This is a genomic window from Bradyrhizobium sp. GW821-FHT13H05 (genome assembly GCF_058804065.1).
In genome coordinates, this window is record NZ_JBXAPO010000017.1 from 79,970 (window position 1) to 99,339 (window position 19,370).

General features: G+C 63.2%; 15 protein-coding genes and 1 tRNA gene. 8 read left to right on the forward strand and 8 right to left on the reverse strand.

Annotation, left to right across the window (positions count from 1 at the left end):
- Window positions 1-45 precede the first annotated feature (45 nt).
- A complete protein-coding gene (locus tag AC1RR3_RS33320; RefSeq protein ID WP_492828669.1) occupies window positions 46-807 on the forward strand; it encodes an alpha/beta fold hydrolase in 762 nt (253 codons plus the stop codon).
- A 287-nt stretch (window positions 808-1,094) separates the two neighbouring features.
- On the opposite strand, the gene AC1RR3_RS33325 is transcribed toward AC1RR3_RS33320, so the two are convergent.
- Window positions 1,095-1,184: transfer RNA gene (locus AC1RR3_RS33325), tRNA-Ser, on the reverse strand.
- 196 nt (window positions 1,185-1,380) lie between these two features.
- Between AC1RR3_RS33325 and AC1RR3_RS33330 the strand changes: the two genes are divergently transcribed.
- On the forward strand, window positions 1,381-1,722 hold the full coding sequence (locus AC1RR3_RS33330; RefSeq protein WP_492828671.1) for a hypothetical protein: 342 nt from the start codon (window positions 1,381-1,383) through the stop codon (window positions 1,720-1,722).
- Window positions 1,723-1,785: 63 nt separating this feature from the next.
- Here AC1RR3_RS33330 and AC1RR3_RS33335 read toward each other — a convergent pair whose 3' ends face one another.
- The 5 genes from AC1RR3_RS33335 to AC1RR3_RS33355 form a co-directional block, all read right to left on the reverse strand.
- Window positions 1,786-3,249 (reverse strand): trehalose-6-phosphate synthase, encoded by a 1,464-nt coding sequence (locus AC1RR3_RS33335; protein WP_492828673.1) that lies wholly within the window; start codon window positions 3,247-3,249, stop codon window positions 1,786-1,788.
- A 236-nt stretch (window positions 3,250-3,485) separates the two neighbouring features.
- A complete protein-coding gene (gene otsB / locus AC1RR3_RS33340) occupies window positions 3,486-4,316 on the reverse strand; it encodes a trehalose-phosphatase (RefSeq protein ID WP_492828675.1) in 831 nt (276 codons plus the stop codon).
- 4 nt (window positions 4,317-4,320) lie between these two features.
- Window positions 4,321-5,808 carry an MFS transporter gene (locus tag AC1RR3_RS33345; RefSeq protein WP_492828677.1) on the reverse strand — a complete coding sequence of 496 codons (1,488 nt, stop codon included), beginning with the start codon at window positions 5,806-5,808 and terminating at the stop codon, window positions 4,321-4,323.
- Between the two features lie 284 nt (window positions 5,809-6,092).
- Window positions 6,093-8,126, reverse strand: a complete 2,034-nt coding sequence (locus AC1RR3_RS33350) for a methyl-accepting chemotaxis protein (protein ID WP_492828679.1) — start codon at window positions 8,124-8,126, stop codon at window positions 6,093-6,095.
- A 205-nt stretch (window positions 8,127-8,331) separates the two neighbouring features.
- Window positions 8,332-10,371, reverse strand: coding sequence for a methyl-accepting chemotaxis protein (locus AC1RR3_RS33355; protein WP_492828681.1), 2,040 nt, complete (start codon window positions 10,369-10,371; stop codon window positions 8,332-8,334).
- Window positions 10,372-10,613: 242 nt separating this feature from the next.
- On the opposite strand from AC1RR3_RS33355, the gene AC1RR3_RS33360 reads away from it, so the two are divergent.
- From AC1RR3_RS33360 to AC1RR3_RS33375, 4 genes are all read left to right on the forward strand, one after another.
- Complete coding sequence (locus AC1RR3_RS33360; RefSeq protein ID WP_492828682.1) at window positions 10,614-11,099, forward strand: (2Fe-2S)-binding protein; 486 nt, start codon at window positions 10,614-10,616, stop codon at window positions 11,097-11,099.
- Window positions 11,100-11,182: 83 nt separating this feature from the next.
- Complete coding sequence (locus tag AC1RR3_RS33365) at window positions 11,183-13,525, forward strand: xanthine dehydrogenase family protein molybdopterin-binding subunit (protein WP_492828684.1); 2,343 nt, start codon at window positions 11,183-11,185, stop codon at window positions 13,523-13,525.
- A gap of 13 nt (window positions 13,526-13,538) precedes the next feature.
- Window positions 13,539-14,339: an FAD binding domain-containing protein gene (locus AC1RR3_RS33370; RefSeq protein ID WP_492828686.1), complete on the forward strand. Its 801-nt coding sequence runs from the start codon at window positions 13,539-13,541 to the stop codon at window positions 14,337-14,339.
- Between the two features lie 207 nt (window positions 14,340-14,546).
- The gene (locus tag AC1RR3_RS33375; RefSeq protein ID WP_492828688.1) at window positions 14,547-15,653 is read left to right on the forward strand and encodes a CaiB/BaiF CoA transferase family protein; all 1,107 of its coding nucleotides are present in this window, start codon (window positions 14,547-14,549) and stop codon (window positions 15,651-15,653) included.
- A gap of 102 nt (window positions 15,654-15,755) precedes the next feature.
- Here AC1RR3_RS33375 and hppD read toward each other — a convergent pair whose 3' ends face one another.
- Entirely contained in the window at window positions 15,756-16,874 is a 1,119-nt protein-coding gene (hppD, locus tag AC1RR3_RS33380; RefSeq protein ID WP_492828690.1) for a 4-hydroxyphenylpyruvate dioxygenase, read from the reverse strand.
- A gap of 119 nt (window positions 16,875-16,993) precedes the next feature.
- On the opposite strand from hppD, the gene AC1RR3_RS33385 reads away from it, so the two are divergent.
- Window positions 16,994-17,473 (forward strand): Lrp/AsnC family transcriptional regulator, encoded by a 480-nt coding sequence (locus tag AC1RR3_RS33385; protein WP_492828692.1) that lies wholly within the window; start codon window positions 16,994-16,996, stop codon window positions 17,471-17,473.
- Between the two features lie 74 nt (window positions 17,474-17,547).
- Complete coding sequence (locus AC1RR3_RS33390; RefSeq protein ID WP_492828694.1) at window positions 17,548-17,859, forward strand: DUF1272 domain-containing protein; 312 nt, start codon at window positions 17,548-17,550, stop codon at window positions 17,857-17,859.
- Between the two features lie 150 nt (window positions 17,860-18,009).
- Here the strand turns inward: AC1RR3_RS33390 and fahA are convergent, their stop codons facing one another.
- Window positions 18,010-19,284 (reverse strand): fumarylacetoacetase, encoded by a 1,275-nt coding sequence (gene fahA, locus AC1RR3_RS33395; protein WP_492828696.1) that lies wholly within the window; start codon window positions 19,282-19,284, stop codon window positions 18,010-18,012.
- Between the last annotated feature and the right edge of the window lie 86 nt (window positions 19,285-19,370).

Sequence of the window (19,370 nt, forward strand, 5' to 3'; positions counted from 1 at the left end):
CCGGGCAACACCACCAACATCATCACCAGACGAAAGAAAGTAGCGATGAAATCGTACCAGGGCATTATTGGCTTGAGCGTCATCCTGACCGCGATGGCCGCGATCGGCCTGCCAGCCTCGGCCGCCCCTCTGAAGGCCAAGACCGCAATCCTTGTCCACGGAGCGTTTGCCGACGGATCGTCCTGGGAGAAAGTCATCCCGTATCTCGAAAAGGCCGGCCTCAAGGTCGTTGCAGTTCAGAACCCGCTCGACTCGCTGGACAACGACGTCGCCGCCACCAAACGGGCGATCCGGAATGCCGAAGGTCCTGTCGTCCTCGTCGGCCATTCATGGGCTGGCGCCGTGATCACCGAAGCGGGAAACGACGAAAAGGTCAAATCGCTCGTCTATGTCGCGGCTTACGCACCGGACAAAGGCGAGTCGGTGCATAGCGCCGCTTCGAAATATCCAGATCCGGAAAGCCTGAAGACGTTCGTCAAGGACCCCGACGGCTTCCTTACGATCAGCGACGAGGGCATCAAGAAATATTTCGCTGCCGACCTTTCGCCCAAAGAGCAGGCAATCGTAGCGGCAACGCAGGGGCCGTTCCACGTCAGGACCCTTACCGCTCAGATGAGCCAGGCCGCGTGGCGCGAGAAGCCGACCTTCATGGTCGTTGCGGCGAAGGATGCGATCATTCCGCCGCAAATGGAAAGGGACCAGGTGAAGGCGGCCAAGGCAACGGCGATCGAAGTGCCGTCGAGCCACGTCGCGATGCTGTCCTTCCCGAAGGAGGTCGCCGAGCTGATCATCAAGGCCGCCGAGTGAAGTACTCCGCGCTGCATCCGAAGGATGGTACATTGTAAACAACGGTTACGACCGGCTGTTCGCAGCTGCCCAGTTTTTGGAGCGCACGTCGCCGCGAAATCGAAAACGAGCTCTCCAAAGCAGGTTGACCACCGCGGAATCGCCCGGGAAAGAGGCAGGTCGACGAGCAGCTTGGGACTGCACTTGTTCGCGCGGTGGATGCCATCTTCGACCCCTGTCGCAGGTCTGCTCCAATCATCGGCAGCCCTCGCAAGGATATCGCGCCATTGCGTAGAACCGCTGGCAAATGGCGGAGAGAGTGGGATTCGAACCCACGGTACGGTTTCCCGCACACACGCTTTCCAAGCGTGCGCCTTAAGCCACTCGGCCATCTCTCCGGAGCGCCTTCTCTTGAAGGGGCGCCGATGATTTTGCAAGGGATCGCGGGAGAATCGGGTGAATTTTCCGTAAGATATTGTATTTCAAAGAGAATATTTGGCGCTGGTGGTCGCTTCGGAACCAGCTGCCGGCTGAACCCATGGCGGGTTTGGCGCGACGATTCACTCGAGACCGCCCAACACGACCGGGGACGCCATGACGATCCGCAAGACTATCGCTGCACTCGGCCTGATTTCGGCCCTTGGCTCCGCCTTCACCGTGCCGGCTCTGGCCCAGGTCTGCACCCGGCAAGGGGTTGACGTGAGCTGCGATGACGGGCGGCGGGGAATATTGTCGGGCGATGCCATCCTTTGGCCGGACGGAACGCGCTCGAGCTCGACGCCGCATCAGAGCGTGATCATCGGCAACAAGAGCTCGGTACATGTCGGCCCCGGCGTGTTCGTCGGCCAGGGCAAGGGCATGGTGCCGATGGATGATCCCAACGCGCCGAACAAGCGGCAATGCGCAATCCTGGACGGCGTGTCGTATTGCTATTGAGGGCGCAGGTCGCGCCTCAGTAGTCTGTCATGCCGGGGCTTGTCCCGGCCATGACGCCAAAACCTAAATCAACCTCACCCCTGAGATCGCCGACTTCAGCCAGCGCAATGCCTGCGGCGGCTGCGCTGCGAGCGGGGCGACCGCGGCCTTCTCGACGCGGCACTTTTCGAGCTCAGCGACGAAATCGGCGGACCATTGCTGAATGGTGTGGCCGCGCAGCTTCTTCATCATCGCGTCCCAGCGCATCTTGCGCTCGGTCAGCGGCATTGCGGCCGCAACCGCGATCGCGCGCGTCATGCCGTCGATGTCGTGCGGATTGACCAGCAGCGCTGTATCAAGCTCGTTGGCGGCACCGGCGAATTTCGACAGCACCAGCACGCCGGGATCGGCCGGATTTTGCGCGGCGACATATTCCTTGGCGACGAGGTTCATGCCGTCATGCAGCGGCGTCACCACGCCGACCTGCGCGGTGCGATAGAGCCCCGCGAGCACGGCCTGGCTGAAGCCTTTATTGAGATAGCGGATCGGGGTCCAGTCGACCTCGCCATGACGGCCGTTGACGTCGGTGACGAGGCGCGCGACCTCGTTCTGGAGATTGCCATAGGCTTCGATCGCGCCGCGCGATGGATTGGCGATCTGAAGCAGGGAAATGCTGCGCAAGAATTGCGGATGCTCGGTCCAGAGTCGGTCGAACGCGCTGATGCGGTTGACGAGGCCCTTGGAATAGTCGAGCCGGTCGACACCGATCGCAAGCCGCTCGCCGTTGAGGCTGCGGCGCAGCCGCGACACGTCCGGATGCGAAACCGATTTCGCGGCGTATGCGGCAAACTTCTCCGCATCGATGCCGATCGGGAAGACTTCACAGCGGGTGCGGCCATGCTGCGAGCTGACGACCCCATCCTCGATGGTGAGACCGAGCTCGCCGCCGGCATAGCCAAGAAAATTCTGGCAATCCTCGTCGGTCTGGAAACCAAGCAGATCATAAGCCAGCATCGCCGTGATCAGCTCGCGATGATTGGGCACGCCCTGCATCACCGCGGACACCGGCCACGGCGTATGCAGGAAGAAGCCGATCGGATCATCGACGCCGAGATCGCGCAGCTCCGCGCCGAGGGCGAGAAAATGATAATCCTGCACCCAGAATGCGGTCTGCGGCTTACGAAAGCGCATCAGGGCCCGCGCCATGAAGGCGTTGACCTCGCGATAGCTGACATAATCGTCACGCGAGACGCGGATCAGGTCGCTGCGCGAATGCAGCGCCGGCCACAGCGCGGAATTGGCAAAACCTTCGTAATAGCCGCCGTAATGCGCTGCCGGCAGATCCAGCGTCGCGATCGCGCCCGAGCCCAGCGCTTCGATCTCGGCGAACGGCTCCTTCTGATGTCCGTCGCGTACGCGGCCGGAGGACCCCACCCAGATGGCCCCTGAATGCTCGACGACGGGAAGCAATGCCGCAGCCAAGCCGCCCGTCATGGGCTCGTTGGGTTTGCCGCGCGCAACTCGATTTGAAACGACGACTAAGTTCACAGGTCGTCCCCTCCTGTTCATTCCACCCTGTTTAACTGATGTTCATCAATATGGTTCCTGTCATCATTTCTTCGGATTGAAACCAAAATCGGGCGCGCGCGTTGGAACCAGTTTCCTTCGAGGGAACCCGACGATATCGTTCAACAAAGGCGACTTTCGGGGCCCGAATGCGCGACATGAAGAATAAGCGCGACGGAACCAAGCGAGCCATAATGTGGCTCTGACGTGTCGATGCCTTATTCCAACCTTGTGTCGTCAAGCAGTCGCGCAAGGAACGCGCGCACATCGCCCGGCGCATCGAAGTGGCCGTCGACGCCGATCGCGCGGCGGCCGACCGAGAAAGAAAGCCCGTTCATGTCGGGCATGATCGCGAACACGGTTTCATCGGTGACGTCATCACCGATGAAGATCGGACGGCGTCCCTTGAATGGTTCATGCTTCATCAGTTCACGTACGCCGGTCGCCTTGGTGAAACCGGAATGCTTGATCTCGCAGACGAACTTGCCGGGCAAGATCTCGATCGGCGCGCTGGGCAGATCGGCGCGGATCAACGAAACGGCCTCGTAGATTGCTTTCTCCGCATGCGGCGCGAGGCGATAATGCAGCGCCAGCGAATAGCCCTTGTCCTCAAGCAGAATGCCGGGCGAGAGCTTTGCAATCGCAGCCAGGCGCCGTTTCAGCTCCTTGTCCATCGGCGGCGCGTGGACGTCGTCGGCTTCGTTGCCGACCGACAGGCGCATCTCAGCGCCGTGACCGGCGACCGCGCGAAACACCTCAGGCGCAAAGATCAGGTCGATATCATTGAGCGAACGTCCGCTGACCATCGCCAGCGCGCCGGATGTGCGCTCCGTCAGTCGGGTGAGCGTCTCCGACAGGCCCGGCGGCACCCACACCTCGCGCGGTGTCGGCATCAGGTCGAGCAACGTGCCATCGATGTCGAGCAGAATCGCGGTCTCGTTCAGATGCGGCACGAGCGCATGCGGCACCGGGACTGCGTCCGGTTTCTCATAGTCGTCGCGGCCGGCTCGTTCGTCGACCATCGGCATTTCCGCCAGTTCAGATTTCATGAGCTTACTCCATAAAGGCGAGTGGCCGCGCGATTTGTTCGAGCGATTTTCGTTCCGCGGCAAAGGCATAGCGCCACGCCACGATCGCGGCCACGATCATCAGGAATGCCCCCAGCAGATAGCCGGCGAACACGCTGGTGCGTGAACCCGTGTCGATCAGTGCGCCGAACAACGCGGGCCCGATCACGCCGCCGATGCCGGTGCCGACCGCATAGAACACTGCAATCGCCAGCGCCCTAACTTCCAAAGGAAACGTCTCGCTGACGGTGAGATAGGCCGCGCTCGCGGCGGGCGACGCGAAGAAGAAGATCACCATCCAGGCGATGGTCTGTCCTTGCGCGCTGAGCGCGCCGATCGAGAACAGATAGCCTGAAAGCGCCAGCAGCAGGCCGGAGACGCCGTAGGTGAACATGATCATGACGCGGCGGCCGAGCGTATCGAACAGACGACCTAGCAGCAGCGGGCCGAGGAAGTTGCCGGCCGCGAACGGCAGCAAGTACCAGCCGACATGATCGGCACTGATACCGTAGAAATCGGTCAGCACCAGCGCGAAGGTGAAGAAGATGGCGTTGTAGAAGAACGCCTGCGCGACCATCAGCACGAGGCCAACCATGGCGCGCTGGCGATAAGTGACGAACAGCGTCTGCGCGACCTCCCTGATCGGGGTGTGATCGCGCAGCTTGATGCGGATCCTGGTGAAGCGGCCGTCAGTCGCATCCTGGTCGTGTCCGAGCACCGAGCGCTCGATCTCGCCGACGATCGCATGGGCCTGGTCCGGCCGGCCGTGGATCATGAGCCAGCGCGGACTTTCGGGAATCCACATCCGCATCAACAGCACGACGAGGCCGATGGTCGCGCCGATGAGGTAAGCGAGGCGCCAGCCGAAATCTGGGTCGATCACGTTGGGATCGAGCAGCACGATCGCCGCAACCGCGCCCATGGCCGCGCCGATCCAGAAGCTGCCGTTGATGACGAGATCGGTCCAGCCGCGATAGCGCGCCGGCACCAGCTCCTGAATGGTCGAATTGATCGCGGTGTATTCGCCGCCGATGCCGGCGCCGGTAAGAAAACGAAACAGCGCATAACTCGCGACATTCCACGACAAGGCGGTCGCCGCCGTGGCCGTGAGATAGAGCGCCAGCGTGATGAAGAACAGTTTTTTCCGACCGATACGATCGGTCAACCAGCCGAAGCCGAGCGCGCCCAGCACCGCACCGGCAAGATAGGCGGAATTGGCGACGCCGAGATCGAGGTTGGAGAAATGCAGCGTTGGGCTCTGCTTCAGCGCGCCCGAGAGCGCACCGGCCAGCGTCACCTCGAGTCCGTCGAGGATCCAGGTGATGCCGAGCGCCAGCACGACGCGCGTGTGGAAGCCGCTCCACGGCAGCGCGTCGAGACGCGAGGGGATGCTGGTCTCGACGATGCGGGCGTCCGCAACCGCTGCCTGGATCGCAGGTCCATAGTTCAGCGCTGAGCTCTGCTGCAATTCCATCGCGTTGTTAAAGCGGCCCCGGTTCACCTGATGTGGACGGGGGCGTTCCGATCATGGGGGTGCGGCATTCCGCCTGCCACCTGCGACAACGTCTGCGGCAAGGGCAGGTTCCCACAGGAACGGCCCTTGAGGCGGTCGGTTTCCGATGGAGCCGCAACGAGTTGACGCATGGCTCATGTCAGAAAGACGACACATTCACGCAAAGCAGCGCGCGCCTAAGCGCGCGCTTGTCCGGGATGACAGCGGCGTGTGAAGCTATGGCGACGGCTTCAGGCCCAGCGAACTTACGCCGCGCGGATGTTCCCCATGAAGCGGTCGAGCTCGGCGCGGAGACGGGTGCTTTCGGACGACAGCGTCTTGGCCGAATTCAACACCTCTTCCGACGCAGAGCCGGTCTCGGCGGCGCCGCGATTGACCTGGCCGATGTCGGTCGCGGCGGTCTGGGTGCCCTGGGCAACGGTCTGGACGCTGCGTGCGATTTCCTGCGTGGCGGCACCCTGCTGCTCGACGGCGCTGGCGATCGAGGTCGAGATCGACGAGATCTGGCCGATGGTGGCACCGATCTCCTTGATCGCGGCGACGGACTCGGCCGTGGCACCCTGCATGCCCGTGATGTGCGAGGAAATCTCGTCGGTGGCCTTCGCGGTCTGGCTCGCCAGCGACTTCACTTCGCTGGCGACCACCGCAAAGCCGCGGCCGGCTTCACCGGCACGCGCCGCCTCGATGGTGGCGTTGAGCGCCAGCAAATTGGTCTGCTCGGCGATCGCGGTGATCAGCTTGACGACCTCGCCGATCTGCTGGGCGGCATGCGAGAGTTTTCCAATACGGCCGTCGGTCTCCCTGGCCTGCACCACGGCAGCTTCGGCGATGCGGCTGGAATCGCGGACCTGGCGACCGATCTCCTCGACCGAAGCCGAGAGCTCTTCCGTCGCGGTTGCGACCGACTGCATATTGCTGGAGGCCTGCTCGGAGACGCCGGCGACCTGGCTCGACAGGCTCTGCGTGGTCTCGGCGGTGCGCGTCAGCGTGGACGCCGCCGATTCGAGCTGTACGGCGGAAGCCGAGACATTCGACACGATGGCGCCGACCGCGCTCTCGAAATCATCGGCAAAGCGGATCAGCTCGGAGCGACGGCTTGCGGCCTGCTCCCGGTTCTGGGCTTCGCTGGCGGCGGCATCGCGCTCGGCCTTGGCGACGGCCTGAACCTTGAATTCCTCCACCGCGCCGGCCATCTCGCCGATCTCGTCCTTGCGGCCAAGGCCCGGCAACACGACGTCGAAATTGCCCGAGGCAAGCTCGCGCATCGCCTTGCACATCGCGATCATCGGACGCGAGATGCCGTTGCCGAGCATCAGGGCGAGCGCAGCGCCGACGGCAAGGCCGCCCAGCGCCATCATCAGCATCAGCCGCTCTGTTTCACCAATGGTGGCATTGGCGCTGGCCTCGATGCGTTGCTGATCGGCGGTCAGGTCCGAGCGCAGCTCGCTCGAAAGCTTGAGAATGGACGCGGCCGTCTTGGTCATCTCGCCGTTCGACTTGACGATGACCTTCACATTCTCGGTCAGCTTGGAGAATGACGTCCGGTACTGCTTCAGCAGATTGCCGATCTCGGTGACGCGGTCGGTGATCTTCTGGTCGTTGGCATAGATCGAGACCAGCAGGGTCTCCAGGAACTTGATGCGGGCGATCACGCCGTCGGCGGTTTTCGGCTCCGGCTTGGCGACGAAGGCGCTGACCGAGGTGGAGACCGCAAGATATTGCGAGGTGATGTCCTTGGCCGTGGTCTGGACCGAATTCAGACCCGCCAGTGCCGCGGTGTCGGCCAGATCGTCGAACTTGAAGCGGATCTTGTTGCCGACGCTATTGAGCTCGTCGGCAGCGATCTTGTTGTTCTCGCGCGTCAGGGTGATGATCTCGCTGAACACCTTGGTGAAGCGCTGGAACTCAGCCTCGAGCTTGCCGATCTGCTCGCGGCGCGCGGCGCCGGTCGTGGCCGCCGACGACCTGGCGATGGCGCCCTTCAGATTCTCTTCGGCCGCCTTGGCCGCGGTCTCGTCATCCGCCGCGCCGGTCAGCGTATAGGCCCGCGTCAGGCCCTGGTAGGCGATCAGATCGCGATCGACGGTGCGCGCGAGGTCCGCCTCGGCGACGCTGGAGCGGTAGAAGGCCACGGCGGCCTGGATCCGCTCGAAGCCGAAATAAGCGAAAGCCATGCTGACGGCGAGGATGGCCAGCACCGCCATGAAACCGAGGATGATTTTTGCACGAAAACGCAAGGTGAGCACCTTTGATGTGTTCGGCTTCGACTTGACGGGCATTCCCCACCCCATTCCATTCGCGGAAAACCAGGCGCAGTCCGGAAGCAGCCCGCTCCCCGACTCGTACGCACGGTAGTTGGCAAAGGATAAGCCACGGTAAATTTGTGGCGTCGCAACTTGCGGTTAGGTGACGCGGGGATCGTTAAGGCGCGCTTTCGCGCGCCCTTACAAATTGAGTGCCGACGCCGGTCCGTGGCCTTGAGCCTTACGCCGCCCGGATATTCGCCATGAAGCGGTCGAGCTCGGCGCGGAGACGGGTGCTTTCGCTGGAGAGCGTCTTGGCCGAGTTCAGGACCTCTTCCGACGCAGAGCCGGTTTCGGCAGCGCCACGGTTGACCTGGCCGATGTCGGTGGCAGCGGTCTGGGTGCCCTGGGCAACGTTCTGAACGCTGCGGGCGATCTCCTGGGTGGCGGCACCCTGCTGTTCCACCGCGCTGGCGATCGACGTCGAGATCGACGAGATCTGGCCGATGGTCGCACCGATCTCCTTGATCGCCGCGACCGATTCGGCCGTGGCACCCTGCATGCCCGTGATGTGCGAGGAGATCTCGTCCGTGGCCTTCGCGGTCTGGCTCGCCAGCGACTTCACTTCGCTCGCGACCACCGCAAAGCCGCGGCCGGCTTCACCCGCGCGCGCCGCCTCGATGGTGGCGTTCAGCGCCAGCAAATTGGTCTGCTCGGCGATCGCGGTGATCAGTTTCACCACTTCGCCGATCTGCTGGGCGGCATGCGAGAGCTTGCCGATACGGCCGTCGGTCTGCTTGGCCTGCACCACGGCAGCTTCCGCAATGCGGCTGGAGTCGCGGACCTGACGACCGATCTCCTCGACCGAGGCCGAGAGCTCTTCGGTCGCGGTCGCGACCGATTGCATGTTGCTGGAGGCCTGCTCGGACACTCCGGCGACCTGGCTCGACAGCGTCTGCGTGATCTCGGCGGTGCGGGTCAGCGTGGACGCGGACGATTCGAGCTGCACGGCGGATGCCGAAACATTCGACACGATGGCGCCGACGGCGCTCTCGAAATCGTCGGCGAAACGGATCAGCTCGGAGCGGCGGGCGGTGGCAAGTTCCTTGTTCTGGGCTTCGCTGGCGGCGGCATCGCGCTCGGCCTTGGCGACGGCCTGAACCTTGAATTCCTCGACCGCGCCGGCCATCTCGCCGATCTCGTCCTTGCGGCCGAGCCCTGGCAGCACGACGTCGAAATTGCCCGACGCAAGCTCGCGCATCGCCTTGCACATCGCGATCATCGGACGCGAGATGCCGGTGCCGAGCAGGAAGGCGAGGATCGCGCCGAGAAGCGTGCCGCCAACGGCCAGCATCAGCACCAATTGCTCGGTCTTTCCGATGGTCGCTTCCGATTCAGAATCCAACCGCTGCTGTTCGGCAACGAGGTCCGCCTTCATCGCGGTGGCACCTTGCAGGATCGCGCCGGCCGAGCCGCTCATCTCGGTGACGAGCTCATCCACCATCTTGGCGTTGGCGATCAGCTTTTCCAGCGATTCGCGATAGGCCGTGAGCAGGCCCTTGGCGTCCTTCAGGCCGGCGATGATCTTGTCGTCCATGGAATAGACCGCGCCGAGCGAGTTCTCGACGAATTTCAGCCGCGCCAGCGCGCTGGTGGCGATCGCCTGGTCGGACGTCAGCACGAAATTGGTCGCAGCAGAGCTTGCGGTCTGGAACTGGGCGTTGACCTGCTTGGTGCCGAACTCGATCGCCTGCGCCTCGGAATCGGAGGCGTTGTTGCCGATGTCGTCGAGCTTGTATTTCAGGAGGTTGGCGTTACGCGTGAGCTGGTTCTGCACCAGCAGCGCGCTGTCGCGCTTGGCCTGGAGCACCTTGGCGAAGGTCGCGGAGAAGTTGGAGAATTCCTTGGCGAGCTTGCCCAGGCTCTCCTGCCGCGCCGGCTTCTTGGCGCTCTTGACGGCCTGGTCGATGGCGTTCTTCAGGCTGGCCTCAGTGTCCAGCGCCGCCTTGGCGTCGTCTTCCTTGCCGGTGACGACGAAATATTTCACGGCCGAACGGTAGGCGAGCAGCTCGCGGTCGATGTTGCGGGCGAGGTCGGCCTCCGAAACGCTGTTGCGGTAGGATCCGACCCCTGACGACACCCGCTCGAAGCCGAAATAGGAGAAGGCCATGCTGCCGGCGGAGATCACCAGCACTGCGGCGAAGCCCAGGATGATCTTGGCGCGGAACCTGAGGGTCGGAAATATGGTGCGCTTAGACGGCGACGCGAGACGCCCGGACATTCCCAACCCCCATTTATTCCATTCGGCCGTAGTCCGCAGGCGCCCCGCCTCCAGACCCGGATGCGCAAAACTAGGGCAGAATCAATAAGGGGCGGTAAATTCGGCTTGCCCGTGCAATTTCCGGCTTTATCGGCTAAAGGCCGACCGGATCGGTCCGAGGCGACCAAAATCCTAGTTGCCAAGCCCGGGGGCCGCGGTCTCTAATTAGAAACAATCAAAATCAATCCCGGGAGGACTTCACCGTGTCTACAGTCAAACTGACAGTGAACGGCAAGGCCGTTGCTGTCGACGTCGAGGACCGCACGCTGCTGGTCCATCTCCTGCGCGATCACCTCAACCTCACCGGAACCCATGTCGGCTGCGACACCAGCCAGTGCGGCGCCTGCGTCGTGCACATGGACGGCAAGGCGATCAAATCCTGCACCATGCTGGCGGGCCAGGCCGACGGCGCCAATGTCACCACCATCGAAGGCATCGCCAAGGGCGACGAGCTGCATCCGATGCAGGCCGCCTTCCGCGACAATCACGGCCTGCAGTGCGGTTATTGCACGCCGGGCATGATCATGTCGGCGATCGACATCGTGCATCGCCATGGTGGCGAGCTCGACGAGACCACCGTCCGCCACGAGCTCGAAGGCAACATCTGCCGCTGCACCGGCTACCACAACATCGTCAAAGCCGTGCTGGATGCAGCCGGACGCATGAAGGTCTCGCAGGCGGCCGAGTAAAGCGCGCGCCTCGAAAGAACAACCACCGCTGCTGCTTTCGAGGGAAAGCGCAGTCAAAACAATTCCGGTCGGGAGGACCAGTCATGGGTGTTGAGGGCATTGGCGCGCGCGTCGTGCGCAAGGAAGACAAGCGTTTCATTACCGGCAAGGGCCGCTACGTCGACGACATCAAATTGCTGGGCATGACCCATGCCCATTTCGTCAGAAGCCCGCACGCGCACGCCAAGGTGAAGGGGATCGATTCCTCCGCAGCGCTGAAAATGCCGGGCGTGGTCGCGGTGCTCACGGGACAGCAGATCGTCGACGACAAGGTCGGCAATTTGATCTGCGGCTGGGCCATTACCTCAAAGGACGGCAGCCCGATGAAGATGGGCGCATGGCCGGCAATGGCGCCGGAGACGGTGCGCTTCGTCGGCCAAGCCGTCGCGGTCGTGATCGCCGACAGCAAGAATCTCGCCCGCGATGCGGCGGAAGCTGTTGTCGTGGATTATGAGGAGCTGCCCGCGGTCGCCGACGTCCACGCCGCGATCAAATCAGGCGCGCCGCAGCTTCATCCCGAAGCGCCCGGCAACCAGGTCTATGACTGGGTGATCGGCGACGAGGGCGCGACGGATGCCGCCTTCGCCAAGGCCGCCAATGTCGTCAAGCTCGACGTCACCAACAACCGCCTCGCCCCGAACGCGATGGAGCCGCGCGCGGCGATCGCGGACTACGACGCGGCGGAAGAGCACTTCACTTTATATACGACCTCGCAGAACCCGCACGTCGCCCGCCTCGTTCTGTCCGCGTTCTACAACATCGCCCCCGAGCACAAGCTGCGTGTGATCGCTCCCGACGTCGGCGGCGGTTTCGGCTCCAAGATCTTCATCTATCCGGAAGAGATGGTGGCGCTCTGGGCCTCGAAGAAGGTCGGCCGTCCCGTGAAATGGACCGGCGACCGCACCGAGGCCTTCCTCACCGACGCGCATGGCCGCGACCATGTCACCCATGCCGAGATGGCATTCGACGCCAACAACAAGATCACCGGGTTGAAGGTGAAGACCTACGCCAATTTCGGCGCCTACATGTCGCTGTTCTCGTCGTCGGTGCCGACCTATCTGTACGCAACGCTGCTGTCGGGCCAGTACAACATCCCGGCGATCCATGCCGAGGTGATCGGGGTCTACACCAACACCACGCCGGTCGACGCCTATCGCGGCGCCGGCCGCCCCGAGGCGAGCTATCTGATCGAACGCCTGATGGAGACGGCCGCACGGCAGCTCAAGGTGGATCCGGCGGCACTGCGCCGGACCAACTTCATCACCACGTTCCCGCATCAGACGCCTGTGATCATGGCCTATGACACCGGCGACTTTAATGCCTCGCTCGACGCGGCGATGAAGGCGATCGACTATGCCGGCTTTGCGGCCCGCAAGGCCAAGGCGAAAGCCGATGGCAAGCTGCGCGGCATCGGCGTGTCCTGCTACATCGAGGCCTGCGGCATCGCACCGTCGAAAGCGGTCGGTAGCCTGGGTGCCGGTGTCGGTCTTTGGGAATCGGCCGAAGTGCGCGTCAATCCGGTCGGCACCATCGAGATCCTCACGGGCTCTCACAGCCACGGTCAGGGTCACGAGACCACCTTCTGCCAGCTCGTCGCGGAACGCCTGGGCGTTCCGATCAGCCAGGTCTCGATCGTCCATGGCGACACCGACAAGGTGCAGTTCGGCATGGGCACCTACGGCTCGCGCTCGGCGGCCGTCGGTCTCACCGCGATCCTGAAGGCGATGGAGAAGATGGAGTCCAAGGCCAAGAAGATCGCAGCGCATGCACTGGAAGCTTCCGAGGGCGACATCGTCATCGAAAACGGCGAGTTCAAGGTCGCCGGTACCGACAAGGCGATTGCCTTCCCAATGGTCGCGCTCGCGGCCTACACCGCACACAATCTGCCTGACGGGATGGAGCCGGGCCTGAAGGAAAGCGCCTTCTACGACCCGACCAACTTCACCTTCCCGGCCGGCACCTATATCTGCGAGCTCGAGGTCGATTCCGGCACCGGCAAGACCTCCTTCGTCAACTTCGTCGCAGCCGACGATTTCGGCCGGCTGATCAACCCGATGATCGTCGAGGGACAGGTCCATGGCGGCCTCGTGCAAGGCATCGGCCAGGCGCTGCTCGAGCACGCGATCTACGATGCCAACGGCCAGCCGGTCACAGCCTCGTTCATGGACTACGCCATGCCGCGTGCCGATGACGTGCCCTCGTTCAACCTCTCCCACACCACGACGCTATGCCCGGGCAATCCCTTGGGCATCAAGGGTTGCGGTGAGGCCGGCGCGATCGGCGCCTCCGCGGCCGTGATCAACGCGATCGCGGATGCGATCGGCAAGAACAATCTGGAAATGCCCGCAACCCCCGATCGGGTGTGGCGCACGATCCACGCGGATTAAGGGAGGAACGAAGATGTACCAGACCATTTATCATCGCGCCGCCTCGGTCGACGAAGCGGCAAGCCTGTTCGCCAAGAGCAGCGAAGCAAAGTTCCTCGCCGGCGGCCAGACGCTGCTGCCGGTCATGAAGCAACGCCTGGCTAGTCCCTCCGACGTGATCGACCTCGGCAAGATCAAGGAGCTGCAGGGCGTCGAACTGTCGGGCGACGTGCTGACCATCAAGGCCGGCACGACCTATTTCGACATCCTGCAGAATGCCGATGTGAAGAAGGCGATTCCCGCGATCGCCTATCTCACCTCGGTGCTCGGCGATCCTGCCGTGCGTTATCGCGGCACGATCGGCGGCTCGATCGCCAACAACGATCCGGCCGCGGACTATCCCGCTGCACTGCTCGCGCTCGGCGCCACCGTGAAGACCAACAAGCGGTCGCTCTCCGCCGAAGACTTCTTCCAGGGCCTGTTCACGACGGCGCTCGAAGACGGCGAGATCATCACCGCCGTGTCGTTTCCGGTTCCGGCGAAAGCGGGCTACGAGAAAATGCGGCATCCGGCGTCGCGCTTCGCACTGACTGCCGTGTTCGTCGCACAGACGAAGTCCGGCGAGGTTCGGGTGGCCGCGACCGGGGCATCGCAGAGCGGCGTGATGCGGGTGGGCGCGATCGAAGCCGCGCTGAAGGCGAACTGGTCGCCGGCAGCGATCGACGGCGTCAGCATTTCGGCGAGCAATCTGCTGGCTGATATCCACGGCACGGCGGAGTACCGCGCGAATCTGATCAAGGTAATGGCGCAACGCGCGGTGGCTGCTGCGGGCTGACGCATCGCACCTTAGCGACTCAACACAAATCTTCCGCGGCGCGCAGCAATGCGCGCCGTTTTTATTATGCGCCCATGCAGGAAAAGCGCTTGCCTCGCTGGCGTGAAGGCAGGAAAAGTTAATCAGCCAATTAACTCGTCCCAGAGAGGAATGTCCTGGAACGATTGCCGCACCGGCAATCCGCCCGCGACTCGAGGAAACAACAACGTGCTCGATAAACCAGCCCAAAGCTCTTCCGTCCGCACCTCCGGTCCCCTTTCCGGCTTCCGCATCGTTGAATTCGCCGGCATCGGACCCGGCCCATTCGCCTGCATGATGCTGGCCGACATGGGCGCCGACGTCGTCACGCTCGACCGGATCGGCGCGAAGAAGAGCATGAAGTCGGTGGCGGGACGCGGCCGCAAGGTGATCGAGCTCGACCTCAAGGACAAGGCGGCGATCGCAGAGGTGCTCGACCTGCTGGCGAGCGCCGATGCCCTGGTCGAAGGTTTTCGTCCCGGCGTGATGGAACGGCTCGGGCTCGGCCCCGAAATCGTGCTCGCACGCAATCCAAAGCTCGTCTACGGCCGCATGACCGGCTGGGGCCAGGAAGGCCCGCTCGCCAACGCCGCCGGCCACGACATCAACTACATCTCCATCACCGGCGCGCTCGCCGCGATCGGCACGAAGGAAGCGCCGGTGCCGCCGCTCAACCTGGTTGGCGATTTTGGCGGCGGAGCGCTCTATCTCGTCGTCGGCGTGCTCGCGGCGCTGCTGGAAGCCTCGAGGTCCGGCAAGGGCCAGGTGGTCGACGCCGCGATGTGCGACGGCGCAGCATCGCTGATGTCGTTCTTCTTCGACATGACCACGCTCGGCCGCTGGACCGAAGGCCGCAACCAGAATTTCCTCGACGGCGGCGCGCATTTCTACGGCGTCTACGAATGTGCCTGCGGGCACTTCATTTCAATCGGCTCGATCGAGCCGCAGTTTTACGCGCTGCTGCGCCAGCATGCGGACCTCACCGACGCCGATTTCGACGCGCAGATGAACCCCAAGGCCTGGCCGGCGCTGAAGGAAAAGCTGAAGGCCGTGTTCAAGAGCAAGACGCGCGAGGACTGGTGCAAGACCATGGAAGGCACCGACATCTGCTTTGCGCCGGTGCTGACCATGTCGGAAGCGACCGCGCATCCCCACATGGTCGCACGCAACGTCTTTGTCGAGCGTCATGGCGTAAAACAGCCCGCGCCGGCGCCAAGGTTTTCGCGCACACCGTCGGCGGTGCGCGAGCCGGAAGGCGCGGAGATCGGCGCGGTGATGGCTGCGTGGAAGAGATAGGCCGGGCCCCCGGCGAAGATCGCGTAGGGTGGACAAAGGCGCAAAGCGCCGTGCCCACCATCTCTCCACGATCACGATAGAAACGGCAGCACGACTAACGGCTTACGCCGCATCCTCCACCTTCAACACCCCGCGCCGGATCTGATCCTCCTCGATCGACTCGAACAAGGCCTTGAAATTGCCTTCGCCAAAGCCGTCGTCACCCTTGCGCTGGATGAACTCGAAGAAGATCGGGCCGATCGCGTTGGCCGAGAAGATCTGCAAGAGCACCTTGGTCTGGCCACCGTCGACCACGCCCTCGCCGTCGATCAGGATGCCGTTCTTCTGAAGACGTGCGACGTCCTCGCCGTGCTTCGGCAGCCGCGCATCGATCTTCTCGAAATAGGTGTCGGGCGGTGACGGCATGAAAGGCAGGCCCGCCTCGCGCAGGCCTTCGATCGTGCCGTGGATCTCGCGGCAGCCGCAGGCGATGTGCTGGATGCCTTCACCGCGATAGATATTGAGATATTCCTCGATCTGCCCGGAATCGCCGGCGTCCTCGTTGATCGGAATCCGGATCTTGGCGTCGGGGCTCGTCAACGCGCGCGAGAACAGGCCGGAGGCGCGGCCCTCGATGTCGAAAAAGCGGATCTGGCGGAAGTTGAAGAGCTTTTGGTAGAAGCCGGTCCAGACATCCATGCGGCCGCGGTGGACGTTGTGGGTGAGATGGTCGAGATAGAACAGTCCGGCACCGACCGGCTTGGGATCGCGAGCGCCCAGCCACTCGAACTCGGCATCATAGGCCGAGCCCTTGGCGCCGTAGCGATCGACGAAATAGAGCAGGCTGCCGCCGATGCCCTTGATCGCAGGCACGTCGAGCGTCTTCTGTGCGGATGACACGTCCGCCGGCTCCGCGCCGAGCGAAATCGCGCGGTCATACGCCACCTTCGCATCGACCACGCGAAACGCCATCGACGGCGCGCAGGGGCCATGCGCGGCGACGAAGTCGGTACCGTGGGTGCCGGGCTCCTCGTTGACGAGATAGTTGATGTCGCCCTGGCGATAGACAGTGATTGTCTTGGTTTTATGCCGCGCGACCGGCGCATAGCCCATCAGCTTGAATAAAGCATGCAGCTCTTCCGGATTGGGATGCGCGTATTCAACGAACTCGAACCCGTCGGTGCCCATCGGATTGTCGGTGGTGATGGTGGCCGGCGGTGCATCGTGCGGAAACGGACCCATGGTGCTCTCCAATTGCTGCTGCCATGAACTATCCTTCACGGCGCATGCAATGAGCGTGCAAATGAGACGCGTTTTGGCTATCATATGCACGATCTGTGCATGAAATGGATAAATGACGCATGATTCCGGTGGACGCCTTCGACCTCAAGATCCTCGGCGCGCTCCAGGACGACGGCCGTCTCACCAACCAGGAGCTGGCCGAACTCGCAGGGCTGTCGGCCTCGCAATGCTCGCGGCGACGGATGCGGCTGGAGCAGGAGAAGGTGATATCGGGCTATCACGCCGACCTCTCCAGCGAGGCGCTCGGCTTCGGCGTGATCGCCTTCATCCAGGTGGGGCTCGCGACCCATTCGCCGGACAATTCAAAACGCTTCCGCACACTGGTCAACCGCATCGACGAAATCCAGGAGGCTTATTCGCTGACGGGCGATGCCGACTATGTGCTGAAGGCGGTGCTGCGCGACCTCAAGGGGCTGTCCAACCTCGTCAACGACGTTCTGATGCCGCACCAGAGCGTGGCGCATGTCCGCTCCTCGATCGTGCTGGACCGGCTGAAGGAGAGCACGCGGTTGCCGCTGAGGGAGCTGAAGGCTGGCTGAAATCGAGGGAACTACGGCATTCGCGCTTCGCGCGCCGTCTGCGATGATCCGAGTCAATCTGCGGAGATTCCATCATGGCCCTCCAGCTCCGACCGAACTGCGAATATTGCGACCGCGACCTGCCGCCTGGTGCGACGGACGCGCGGATCTGCTCCTATGAATGCACGTTCTGTGCGGATTGCGTGGAGACAAAGCTCTCCAACGTCTGCCCGAACTGCGGCGGCGGCTTTGCGCCGCGCCCGATCAGGCCGACGCAGGAATGGCGGTCGGGCGTGTGCGCCGTGAAACAGGTGCCGTCGGACAAGCGGGTGCATCTGAAGTACAGCGTGGAGGATGTCGCGGCGCATTGCGCGCGGGTGCGGGATGTGCCGCCGGAGAAACGGTGATCTCTCTCCACGTCATTGCGAGGAGCTCGCGACAAAATTGCGCAGCAATTTTGCGCTGATGCGACGAAGCAATCCAGAGATCCCTCAGCGGAAAGATTCTGGATTGCTTCGCTGCGCTCGCAATGACGGAGGTCGTGGCAGCAGCGAGGCCTACTCCGCCGCCAGAATCGTCCCCTCGACCTCACCGAAGCCGACGCGATAACCATTTCCCTGGCACCAGCCGCGCATGACGAGGCTGTCGCCATCTTCCAGGAACGTACGCTTGGCACCACCGGGCAATTCCACCGGCTCGGTGCCGTTCCAGCTGATCTCCAAGAGGCTGCCGCGCTGGTTCTTCTCCGGGCCGGAGATGGTGCCGGACCCCAGGAGATCGCCGACATTCATCGCACAGCCGCTGGAGGCGTGGTGCATCAGCTGCTGCACCGACGACCAATACATGTACTTGAAATTGGTGCGGCTGATGCCGGCGGGCGCATTGGCGCCGGCGGCGCGCAAGGACACATCGAGTTCGACATCATAGTTCTGCGGCTTGGCCTGCTTGAGATAATCGAGCGTCACCGGTACCTGCTCCGGCCCCTTCAGGCGGAATGGCTCCAGCGCCTCGCGCGTCACCACCCACGGGCTGATCGAGGTTGCAAACGCTTTTGCCAGGAACGGCCCCAGCGGCACATATTCCCATTGCTGGATGTCTCGCGCGCTCCAGTCGTTGAGCAGCACGAAGCCGAAGATCATCTCCTCGGCCTGTTGCTCGCTCAGCATGCCACCCATAGGCGACGGCTGGCCGACCACGACACCCATCTCCAGCTCGAAATCGAGCCGCTTGCAGGGCCCGAAGCTCGGCACCTCGACATTCGGCGGCTTGAGCTGCCCGCGCGGCCGCTTCAGCCTGGTGCCTGACACCACGACGGTGGACGCACGACCGTTATAGGCGATCGGCATATGCAGCCAGTTCGGCTGCAGCGCGTTGTCCTTGCCGCGGAACATCACGCCGACATTGGTGGCGTGCTCCTTCGAGGAATAGAAATCGGTATAGCCGGAGACGGCGAACGGCAGATGCAGTTTGGCGTCGCGCATCGGCACCAGCGCCTGCTGGCGCAGCTCTTCATTGTCGCGCAGCTCGGGGCGATCGGCACGCAGCAGCTCGCTGATCCGCGCCCGCGTCTGCGCCCACAGCTTTGGCCCCAGCGCCATGAACGGATTGAGCGAGGCCCCGGAGAACACGCCGAGCGGACCGACATCGAGGCGGGAATCCTGCTCGAGCTCCCAGAGATCGAGCACGTAGTTGCCGATCGCAACGCCAACCCGTGGCGTCGGATTGGCCGCTGTCGAGAACACGCCATAGGGCAGGTTCTGGATCGGGAAGTCGGAGGCGGGATCGACGTCGATGAAGGAGCGGAGGCTGGGATCGTTGGGGTGGATTGTCACTTTTGGCTCGGTCCTTTTTCCTTCTCCCCTTGTGGGAGAAGGTGGCGCGAAGCGCCGGATGAGGGGTATCTAACCGCACGCGCGAA